Origin of the sequence: Bacteroides sp. (assembly GCF_019417265.1) — a bacterium.
Taxonomy (GTDB): Bacteria; Bacteroidota; Bacteroidia; order Bacteroidales; family Bacteroidaceae; genus Phocaeicola.
On the sequence record NZ_DXVR01000091.1, the window covers coordinates 1 to 10,957 of the forward strand.

General features: G+C 41.9%; 10 protein-coding genes. 3 read left to right on the plus strand and 7 right to left on the minus strand.

What is annotated here, in order from left to right; all coding sequences use genetic code 11:
• Positions 1 to 13: 13 nt before the first annotated feature.
• Genes QZ379_RS10320 through ssb form a run of 3 tightly spaced genes read right to left on the minus strand, consistent with a single transcriptional unit; the run spans position 14 to position 2,556 of the window.
• On the minus strand, positions 14 to 703 hold the full coding sequence (locus tag QZ379_RS10320; protein WP_291564121.1) for a 4'-phosphopantetheinyl transferase superfamily protein: 690 nt from the start codon (positions 701 to 703) through the stop codon (positions 14 to 16).
• Between the two features lie 20 nt (positions 704 to 723).
• Entirely contained in the window at positions 724 to 2,076 is a 1,353-nt protein-coding gene (gene gldE, locus QZ379_RS10325) for a gliding motility-associated protein GldE (protein ID WP_291564124.1), read from the minus strand.
• Positions 2,077 to 2,106: 30 nt separating this feature from the next.
• Positions 2,107 to 2,556: a single-stranded DNA-binding protein gene (gene ssb, locus QZ379_RS10330; RefSeq protein ID WP_291564127.1), complete on the minus strand. Its 450-nt coding sequence runs from the start codon at positions 2,554 to 2,556 to the stop codon at positions 2,107 to 2,109.
• Positions 2,557 to 2,942: 386 nt separating this feature from the next.
• Between ssb and QZ379_RS10335 the strand changes: the two genes are divergently transcribed.
• The 3 genes from QZ379_RS10335 (at position 2,943) to QZ379_RS10345 (ending at position 6,577) form a co-directional block, all read left to right on the plus strand.
• A complete protein-coding gene (locus QZ379_RS10335; protein WP_154042832.1) occupies positions 2,943 to 3,218 on the plus strand; it encodes an HU family DNA-binding protein in 276 nt (91 codons plus the stop codon).
• Positions 3,219 to 3,465: 247 nt separating this feature from the next.
• On the plus strand, positions 3,466 to 5,040 hold the full coding sequence (locus QZ379_RS10340) for an Rne/Rng family ribonuclease (RefSeq protein WP_291564132.1): 1,575 nt from the start codon (positions 3,466 to 3,468) through the stop codon (positions 5,038 to 5,040).
• A gap of 163 nt (positions 5,041 to 5,203) precedes the next feature.
• A complete protein-coding gene (locus QZ379_RS10345) occupies positions 5,204 to 6,577 on the plus strand; it encodes an aminopeptidase C (RefSeq protein ID WP_291564135.1) in 1,374 nt (457 codons plus the stop codon).
• A 98-nt stretch (positions 6,578 to 6,675) separates the two neighbouring features.
• On the opposite strand, the gene QZ379_RS10350 is transcribed toward QZ379_RS10345, so the two are convergent.
• The 4 genes from QZ379_RS10350 to ispE all read right to left on the minus strand — a co-directional run.
• A complete protein-coding gene (locus QZ379_RS10350) occupies positions 6,676 to 7,932 on the minus strand; it encodes a peptidoglycan DD-metalloendopeptidase family protein (protein ID WP_291564138.1) in 1,257 nt (418 codons plus the stop codon).
• Positions 7,925 to 8,458, minus strand: coding sequence for a nitroreductase family protein (locus tag QZ379_RS10355; RefSeq protein WP_291564141.1), 534 nt, complete (start codon positions 8,456 to 8,458; stop codon positions 7,925 to 7,927). The genes QZ379_RS10350 and QZ379_RS10355 overlap by 8 nt, the downstream gene beginning before the upstream one ends.
• A gap of 162 nt (positions 8,459 to 8,620) precedes the next feature.
• Positions 8,621 to 10,249, minus strand: a complete 1,629-nt coding sequence (locus tag QZ379_RS10360; protein WP_291564143.1) for an RluA family pseudouridine synthase — start codon at positions 10,247 to 10,249, stop codon at positions 8,621 to 8,623.
• Between the two features lie 13 nt (positions 10,250 to 10,262).
• Positions 10,263 to 10,957 (minus strand): 4-(cytidine 5'-diphospho)-2-C-methyl-D-erythritol kinase (gene ispE / locus QZ379_RS10365; protein WP_291564146.1); only part of this gene is annotated, 695 nt, incomplete at its 5' end.

The window sequence follows — 10,957 nt, forward strand, 5'->3', positions numbered from 1 at the left end:
GAATGAAGCAACATCAGTCCAGGCAACTGTAAGTACAGACAAAGTCTTCCAAAACTCTGAACTCCATATCCATTTTCATCGCCTTTGCAGTCCTGCTTTCAGAGGCTGACATACTCCCATCAAAAGAAGAATATGATACCGGAGTACCCGACAATGAAACCGAACTCACATGCAGATGACTGATAAAATCAACCTCGCTTGCATCCATCATCTTGAACATCGTTTCCTTGGCCGACCAAAACAACAGATACATGTTAAGCGTAAGCCTGTCCCTTTCTTCCTCACTGCTAACAGAACGAAGTTTTTCTTCTATGAGTATCATTTCCTCTACACCTATAAAGCGCGAGACGATCTTCTTAACCCTGTCTGAATGATATTCAATATCAATGCCAACCTCTTTATACGGATGAATTATAACAGCCACATACCCTTTGGTGTGCGAAATAGAAATCTTCGTATCATAGTCCTGCAAATACGGCTTTCCCGAATCATAATGTGAAATACGGCATTCTCTGCCCAACATATCAAGCAGAAGTACCCTTACAGCCAGATATTCAAGCTGACGGGATGCAGACTTATATTCCGAAAAATCATCCGATACAGACCTCTCTGTAAGTAAAGAACGGAGTTCCCCGGCGGTTTCCGTAACTTTCCATATCCCGCAGGCAGCTCCGTTGTATTCCCATTTATTTAATATAGGCATATCCGTAAATATCAATAAACTCAATCGTTGTCCTCTTCATTCTCAGGTTCAGGCCCTACTATAACCTTAATCTTGAGAATTCTTCTGGCATCCATCTCCAAAATCTTGAAGGTATATCTGCCAAACTTTATCTCCTCATTCAACGACGGGAACTCACCTTTCACAGCCAAAATAAATCCGGCCAAGGTTTCAGCATCGTCCGATACTTCTTCAAATTCCTCCGGATTGGTTTTCATTATCTTGTAGAAATCCGAAAGAAGAGTCTTTGCTTCGAACACATAAACTCCGTCAGAAACCTTTATATAGGTTCTTTCCTCATCGTCATATTCATCGTTTATCTCCCCTACTATCTCTTCTATGATATCCTCCATAGTGACAAGCCCGGATGTTCCTCCAAATTCATCGACCACTATGGCCATATGAACCTTGTTTGTCTGAAAATTCCTCAGCAAGTCGTCAATCATTTTTGTTTCAGGAACGAAAAAGGCAGGACGGATAAGTTTTCGCCAGTCAAACTCATCACCCTTGTCAAGATACGGAAGAAGATCCTTTATATACAAAATCCCTTTCACATTATCTCTGCTGTCCTCATAAACAGGTATGCGTGAATATCCGTTCTCTACCACACACTTCAGAACTTCGGAGAAAGTGGAATCTATATCAAGATCCACCATATCAAGACGCGAAGTCATAACCTCCTTGGCTGTTTCTTCGCCAAAACGTATGATACCTTCAAGCATATTGCTTTCTTCGGATATCTCATTCTTGTCTGTCAGTTCGAGAGCTTGGGAAAGTTCGTCTACGGACAGTCCCTGCGGCTTTTTATAAGCTATCTTATTGATGAAAACAGTGGAACGCACCAACACCGACGAAATAGGCTTGAACACATGGCTCAATATATTCAACACCGGTGCTGCCTTTCTGCTGAAAGCGAGTGCATTCTGCGATGAATATATCTTCGGCATTATTTCCCCAAAAAGAAGTAACAGAAATGTAAGAATTACCGTAATCACAAGAAACTCAAGCAGTCTTGAGCCTCCGAAATCGATGACTGATGCAAAAAAGTAATTGCACAGCATAATTATCATCACATTGACAAAATTATTTGAAATGAGAATTGTCGCCAACAATCTTTCAGAATTAGCCAACAATGATTTTATATGCGTGTCTGCACTGTGCCTCTCCTCGTCTATATCACTCAAGTCCGAAGGCGTCAGCGAAAAGAATGCTATTTCGGAAGCTGATACAAAACCAGAAGCATAAAGTAATAATACTGCTAATATAAGAGCAATAATAGCCCCTGCATCAGGGGCTGTAACGGTCACACCGTTAAATAAATCCGCAAAGCGGCATAAATACGAATCCGGATCCAAAGAATTTAATTTTAGTTAGACATAAGTTATTTAGAAAGGCAAATCGTCTGATGCCTCATCTTGCACAGGAGCTTGCTGAACAGGTTGTACCGGAGAAGCAACAGGCTGCGATTGAGCTGCAGGCTGCTGAGCTCCCGGCTGTGCGGAACGTGGTGTAAGCATTTCCATGTTGTCACCGAAGATTTCAACCACATATCTCTTCACTCCATTCTGGTCATCATAAGAACGTGAGCGGATTTTTCCTTCGATATAAAGCTTGTCTCCCTTGCGGACATACTTTTCAGCTGTTTCGGCCAGGCCTCTCCACAAAACGATGTTGTGCCATTCCGTACGTTCAGGCACCTGAGTACCATTTGCCAACGTATAAGCACGGTCAGTTGTTGCCAACGGGAAAGTAGCTACAGCCACTCCACTGTCAAGATATCTCACCTCAGGGTCCTTCCCTACATTACCTATTAATTGTACCTTATTCAAAGACATATTAGAAAGTTTTTTTAATTCGCATCAAAAATATAGAAAAAAAATGAAATATCAATCATTTTGCAGCATTTAATTGTTTATGCACCGTAAGTATGACTACAATAAAGATATCATACCCTATAATATATAAAATATGTATAAACATTCGGTTAGTGGGGAATATAGGCATCAAACCATAATTCCGACATTTCCTCACTTGATATAAAAATGCTATTTAGCAGCAACAATATTGCCACATACCCGGCCTTACGGACCGGGAAATGACCGGTTTTATCACTTTTTTTGTAAAAATGTCGCCAATAAATTTCTTAAAGAACGAGAAAAGCTATATATTTGCAGACCAAAAATTTAGATAAAGTATAACACAATAAATTATTATTAGCGAAATGACTAAAGCAGATATCGTAAACGAAATTGCGAAAAAGACAGGTATTGACAAAAATACTGTACTGGTTACTTTGGAAGCGTTCATGGGTTCAGTAAAAGAATCGTTGTCTAACGAAGAAAATGTCTACCTGAGAGGTTTCGGTAGTTTCGTAGTTAAGAAGAGAGCACAGAAAACTGCTCGTAATATATCAAAGAACACTACAATAATCATCCCGGAACACAATATTCCGGTATTCAAACCAGCAAAAACTTTTACACTTTCAGTGAAGGAATAATTAATTTTAGTATTAACCCAATAAAAATTTTAAAGCTATGCCAAGCGGAAAGAAAAGAAAAAGACATAAAATGTCTACACACAAGCGTAAAAAAAGACTAAGAAAGAACAGACATAAAAGCAAAAAATAATTGTTAGTCTGTCCCGACTTCAATAAAGAACAAACTTGCAAAGCACTGTTACAGTCTTTCGGGTTTGTTCTTTGTCTTAATTAAGAATTTAAACAATTTCCATTAAACCAAGAAAAAGTGACAAGCGAATTAGTTGTTGACGTACAGCCCAAAGAGATTTCAATAGCTCTGCTGGAGGACAAAAACCTTGTAGAGTTTCAGAAAGAAGAAAGAAACCTTTCTTTCTCCGTTGGGAATATGTATGTGGGCAAAGTAAAGAAACTTATGCCCGGACTTAATGCATGCTTCGTGGATGTGGGCTTCGAGAGAGACGCATTCCTTCACTATCTTGATTTGGGACCACAGTTTCATTCTTATCAGAAGTATCTAAAGCAGGTTATCAGTGACCGAAAGAAACTTTACCCTATATCAAAGGCTAATTCTCTGCCGGATATAGATAAAGACGGCTCTATATCAAACGTATTGCAGCAAGGACAGGAAGTGATAGTTCAGATAGTGAAAGAACCTATCTCTACCAAAGGCCCGCGCCTGACATGCGAACTTTCATTCGCAGGAAGATATTTGGTACTTATACCGTTCAACGACAAAGTTTCTGTTTCGCAGAAAATCAAATCAAGCGAAGAAAGGACACGATTGAAGCAACTGCTTCAGAGCATCAAGCCCAAAAACTTCGGTATCATAGTAAGAACAGTAGCCGAAGGAAAGAGAGTGGCTGAACTTGATGCAGAACTGAAGGTATTGCTCAAACATTGGGAAGAAACAATAACAAGGGTGCAGTCGGCCACAAAACTGCCCACATTGGTATATGAGGAAACAAGCCGTACGGTAGCTATGCTGCGCGACCTGTTCAATCCGTCATACGAAAATATTTATGTAAACGATGAAGATGTTTACAACGAAGTAAAGGACTATGTAGCTCTGATAGCTCCCGAACGCGGGAACATTGTAAAACACTACACCGGTCAGCTTCCCATATTCGACAACTTTGCCATCACAAAGCAAATCAAATCATCATTCGGTAAGACTGTTTCATACAAGAGCGGTGCTTACCTCATTATCGAACATACAGAGGCTCTGCATGTGGTAGATGTGAACAGCGGAAACCGCTCTAAATCTGCCAACGGACAGGAAGCCAATGCCCTCGACGTAAACTTGGGTGCTGCCGACGAACTGGCACGCCAGCTCCGACTGAGGGATATGGGTGGTATAATAGTTGTCGATTTCATTGATATGAACCTTGCTGAGAACCGTCAGAAACTATACGAACGCATGTGTCAGAACATGCAGAAGGACAGGGCAAAGCATAACATCCTGCCGTTGAGCAAATTCGGCCTTATGCAGATTACACGCCAGAGAGTTCGTCCTGCAATGGATGTAACCACAGACGAAGAATGTCCGGTATGTTTCGGTAAAGGTAAAATCAAACCTTCGATACTTTTCACTGACTCACTTGAGAGTAAGTTGGACTATCTGGTCAACAAATTGAAAGTGAAGAAATTCACGTTGCATATCCACCCGTATGTAGCTGCCTATGTAAATCAGGGAATGATTTCAATCAAACGCAAATGGCAGATGAAATACGGATTTGGTATCAAAGTCATCCCTAACCAGAATCTCGCAATGCTTCAATACAAGTTCTATGATGCAAAAGGCGAAGAAATCGATATGAAGGAAGAGTTTGAAATCAAATAAAAAAGCAATAAGAAAGAAATCAAAGTTGCATGGCAGTCCTGAAACAAGCGAAGGATGCCATGCAGCTTCTTTTTTTGCATGGCAATATGATATGGATATTTGCATCATCCAACTAAAAATGCCATCTTTGCAAAAGAAATACAAAACAAATAACCATAGACACATGAAAAAAACATTATTCACAGCAGCACTCGGGGCAATGGCTATCAGCACAGGAGCACAGCAAGTCACTGAATCAGACCTGAAGGACATACAGTCATCATTCGTGATGGATGCTTCTACCAAAGCACTTCAGAACATAATCACAAACGAATCCAACCTGAAAAAACTATCTCTTAACAGAGAGATTCAGGGAGAAACCGACCATTATTTCAAATATAAAGTGGACGTTAAGGGTATCACAGACCAGCAGCAGTCAGGAAGATGCTGGATGTTTACTTCCATGAACGTGCTCCGTCCGTCGATTATGAAGCAGTTCGACATCAAGGAATTCGATTTCTCACACAACTACAACTATTTCTGGGATATGTTCGAAAAGAGTAATCTTTTCCTTGAAAATGCCATAGCTACAGCAGACCACGACATGCTGGAACGCGACGTAGAGTTTTATTTCAGAACTCCTGTAGGCGACGGTGGGGTATGGAACCTATTCTACAATATCGCTGAAAAATACGGTGTAGTTCCTCAGACTGTCATGCCGGAAACCGCACACTCTAACAACACTACACAGATGCGTTCAGTGCTCAACGAACGTCTTCACACAGGCGGTTACGAACTCCGTAATTTGGTAAACGGAAAGAAGAGCAAGAAAGAAATAGCAGAAGCCAAGAAAGCTATATTGAAAGATGTTTACAGAATCCTTTTACTCTGCCTCGGCAATCCTCCAAGCCAGTTCGAATGGAGATATGAAACTGCTTCGGGAGAAATCAAGACTCTGAAAACTACTCCTAAGGAATTCTATAATATGATTAAACCGGAAAACTACAATCCGGAATCATACATCATGATAATGAACGACCCTACCCGCGAGTACTACAAGGTTTACGAAATTGCAAACTACCGCAACACTTACGAGGGTGTGAACTGGGTTTACCTGAACTTGCCTAACGATGTGATTAAGAAAGCAGCCATTGCTTCAATCAAGGGCAATGAAGCTATGTATGCATCGGTAGATGTGGCTATGTATAACTCAGCCGACGGAGTTTGCCATCCGGAGATGTTCGATTATTCATCTCTTTTCGGTATAAAACTCGATATGGACAAGAAAGCAAGAATCCTTACGAGAGAGAGCGGTTCAGCTCACGCAATGTCTTTGAGAGCTGTAGATACTGACGAAAACGACAAGCCACTAAAATGGCAGTTTGAAAACAGCTGGGGTTCGTCTGCAGGTCATAACGGATTCATGACTTTCACCGATAAATGGTTCGATGAGTATTTGTTCCGTATCGTGATAAACAAGAAATATCTTGACGAAAAATCTCTGAAGGCTGCAAAACAGAAACCTGTGGCACTTCCTGCTTGGGATTATATGTTCTAAAATCCTAATTATAAGATATAACAAGAGCCATATCATAACCTATATAAATGGGAGGATTTGATATGGCTCTTTTATATTTACCACACGATAAAAATATCTTACATTCCCTGAAGCCTGTTCATAAGCGAATCACGAAGAACAGTATAAGCAGCCATATTCTGCTGGCTTACAGGTTTCTTAGGCTGCGACTTGATAGTAAGCGGATTTATAGGCTTTCCGTTCTCAAACACACGGAAGTCAAGATGCGGTCCGGTAGAAAGCCCGGTGGAACCTACATAGCCTATCACTTCTTTCTGTTTGACTGTAGAACCGACTTTCAAGCCTTTTGCAAAACGTGACAGGTGCATATATGTAGTGGTATATACACCGTTATGCTTGATTTTCACATAGTTTCCTCCACCGTTTGCCTGATAACCTTTCGCAATTACTTTTCCGTTACCAATAGCATACACCGGAGTTCCGGTAGGAGCCGCATAGTCCACACCATGATGCGCACGATAACGTTTCAGCACCGGATGATAACGGCTGTTGGTAAAGCGTGACGAAATACGGTAGAAATCCAACGGAGCCTTCAGAAAAGCACCCTCAAGACTGTTTCCTTTCTCATTATAATACAGTTCCTCGCCATCCTGAGTGAACGGAATAGCATAATATGTACTGTCCGAAGCACGGAACGATGCTGCAAGCACATGAAAGTTCTGCAACGCATTTCCATCGACATATTCCTGTTCGTATATCACACGGAATTCATCTTCCTTCTGAAGTCCGAAGAAGTCGATAGTCCAACCGAATATATGCGAAAGAACTATAGCCAGCTGCGGCGAAGTATTACAGTCCTGCATGGCCACCCACAATGAAGAATTGATTTTCCCTTTTGCCTCCTTTGTTCTCAACTCCACAGGATTCTGACCGCGTGTAACCTTGTATTCTCCTCTAAGGTCGAAAACCACATACGATTTCGGATCTTCCTCATAGACGAAGAACTTTGGAGTGGCAAGACTGTCCTTAGAAGTAAACATGGCATACGCTCTACCGCTACGTATTTTCCTTACATCGAATACGCCTTCTGTCTTGACATTAAGGTCGTGAATATTCTGCGAACTCAATCCGTGATCAGATAATATAAAAGACAAATTCTGGTTAGGTTTCACTATACCGTACTTCACATTATATTTATCCACAGGGATACCATATTTGTAAGTTATTTCCTCCACTTCGGCAGAGTCCGTCACCTCCACTTCATCGAGCGACTGTTCCTCGCTCTCCATCGAACGGTAGTTGTTCACTGTCAGCACAGCTACAAGCACTACCGCCACAGCCACTAAGGCCAATACTATCTTCTTCTGCTTATTCATATTTGTTCCAGCTGCTCATAGTGTTAATGTCTTTCCTGATTTTGTTTCTCGTCTCGCCATCAGGATAGCCCAATGTAATCAGAAGCGGAACTCTCTTGCTTCCTATACCAAGCAACTTCTTGACTTTTTTTTCATCGAACCATCCGAGGATACACGTACCCAACCCAAATTCCGCTGCCTGAAGACAGAAATGTTCCACAGCTATACCTACATCAAGAAGAGAATATTCCTTATCCTTTATCACGCTGCCTATACGTGCCGTAAAGTTCATCTTTTCCAACACTACAGCTACTATCACCGGGCACTGCGATGCAAACTTATTCATTCCCATACCTGCTGCAGCCGAAGCCATCTCTGAAAGAAGTTCAGACTTGTCCACTACAACGAATTTCCATGGCTGACTGTTGCATGCCGACGGAGCCAATCTTGCAGCTTCAAGACATTTGATAATCTTTTCTCTGTCTATAGGAGTGTTTTTATACTTTCTGTCACTCTGACGTTTCTTTACCAATTCAATGAATTCCATAATCAAATTTTTTATTTTAAAGTTCATTCCACGTTCACCAACCGTTCAGCGAACGTTCACTAAACGCCTGATGAACGGCGAGTAAACAAGGTTCGAACGACATTCTAACGTTTAAACAGCATTTAAATACCGTTCGAACAGCGTTAAACAATTAATAAATTTCTAAAAAGAACACGGAGAAACTATCTCTACCTCCTTGTCCGATACTGGATGTCTGAATACAAGTCTTGACGCATGAAGACACAAGCGTGGTGCCGAATCAGGATTACCATAAAGTTCATCTCCAGATATAGGGCAGCCCAGCCCCGACGTATGAGCCGAATGTACCCGCAATTGATGGGTACGTCCGGTATGAGGTTTAAAGACGACTTTCGCCCGCCCATTCTTTATATATTCCACCTTATATTCAGTTATTGCCGGCTTTCCATTCTCAAAATCAACCATCTGTCGCGGTCTGTCAAGTGGATTCAGACATATAGGCAAGTCAATCATTCCACCTTCCTTCTGAGGCACTCCATCCAATATGGCTGTATATTCCTTCAGGATGCATCTTGTTTCAAACTGAGATTGCAACTTGGCATGCACGTCCTTATCTTTGGCAGCAAGAAGTATCCCGGATGTAGCCATATCCAGACGATGAACCACCAAAGGTCCTGTAGCATCAGGATACATCAGTCTTAACCTCTGCTGTACAGAGTCCAAATCATTTTTTCCCGGAACGGAAAGCATTCCGGACGGCTTCTCTACTGCCACTATCCATTCATCCTCATACAGAATCTTAAGCGGAGCATCCTTAAACAAGTCTTCGGCCAATGGATTTGGCTCCACATCAAGCCCCACGAGCATATGTTTCAGAATGGGTTCGCATTTACCTTTGCAAGAAGGATAGAAATAGCCGTCGTGACGAATCTCATCCTTAGGCGACATTCCACACCAGAATTCTCCCATAGCCAACGGCTGTAAACCATGCAGATAGGCATACTGCAGGAGTTTAGGCAAAGCACACTCCCCTGCTCCTGCCGGCGGCAATCCCTGAGGGGTATCTTTGAATATCTCGCACAAATCTTTGTGTTCACCTTTCGCATTCAGCATATCAAATTGCTTGAAAAGCCATAGTTGCAATGTAGCCGAACGAGTCTTTCTCTCCTGTTTCAATTGCAATATCTCTGCATCAAAACCCTTTACCATCTGCTCTGCCTCGCTCAGTTTCTCCTTCCACGAGTTCTCCATCCTTTTATATTCAGCTTTCTGGAACTGACTTTCACGAATCATAGCATCAAGTTCTTCCGGTGAAAAATTTCCGTCAGACCGTCTTTCATCCCTCTCCTTTTTACTTCTCTTGAGTTCTTCCTTCGCAGATGCCAAAGAAGATGATGCTTGAAGCCTTATTTCGTCCAGTTTCTTCTTTGCCATAAGATAAGAATCACTCTTGGATATCTCGCTGATACGCCTGTTCAAGGCTGATATTTCCGCTTCCTCTTTCCGGAAATATCCGTCAGGATTAAGAAGGTCATACACCGGAGGAACAAAGAATTCATGCATATTACTGCCTGCAAGGTTTCCCGAAAAGGCTGCCAGATAACCGATACCGCAATCCTCTGTCCTTACTATCAGAACACCAAACATCTTACCTTTGCCTATTTCATCCTGCCAGTCAGTGCGAACAGACAAATAAGACCGAACCTCATCCGCTGCAATTCGTGTCAGCGGATGAGGTGTATAATGGAATGGGAAAGTAAATTTCTCCGGCAGAGAAACTCCCTCATTATTCTGTTTGAAAAAATGAATCACCTGTATCTTCTGTTTAAAACATTTCTCTCTGACGGCAGAAACATCCTGCAAACTTCTCGTCTACATTCTCTATAGGCTGACGGAACAGTCCATAGACTGAAGAACCCGATCCGGACATCGAAGCATAAACAGCACCAAGGTCGTACATCTTATCCTTGATAGCTGCAATCTCAGGATACAAGGCAAAGACGCTGTCCTCAAAATCATTTACCATCGCGTCTTTCCACTTCTCCACCGGCATCTTGATTATTTTCTTGAGGGACAGTTCCGGTCTGTGAGGCTTGATTTTCGAGAAAGCGTCACGTGTAGATACGAAAATATCCGGCTTGACCAATACTATATAATAATCAGCCAACGACAGCCTTACGGGTTCAAATATATTACCTATCCCTGTCGCAAACACAGGCTCGTTGCGCACAAAGAAAGCACAGTCGGCCCCAAGCTTTGCCGCGTATTCTTCCATTTTCTCCAAGCTCAATCCCAAAGAGAATTTCTCATTGAGCATCTTAATCATAAAGGCACAGTCGGACGAACCGCCCCCAAGACCTGCTCCACTCGGTATATGCTTGAAAAGATGAATATCTACAGGAGGAAGATTGAAATCCTGTTTCAGGAGTTTATAAGCCTTGACCACAAGATTATCATCAGGATTGCAGTCAAGAGCATTACCCTTCATACTGATTTTATAGTCTTTTCCCTCTTCTTCCA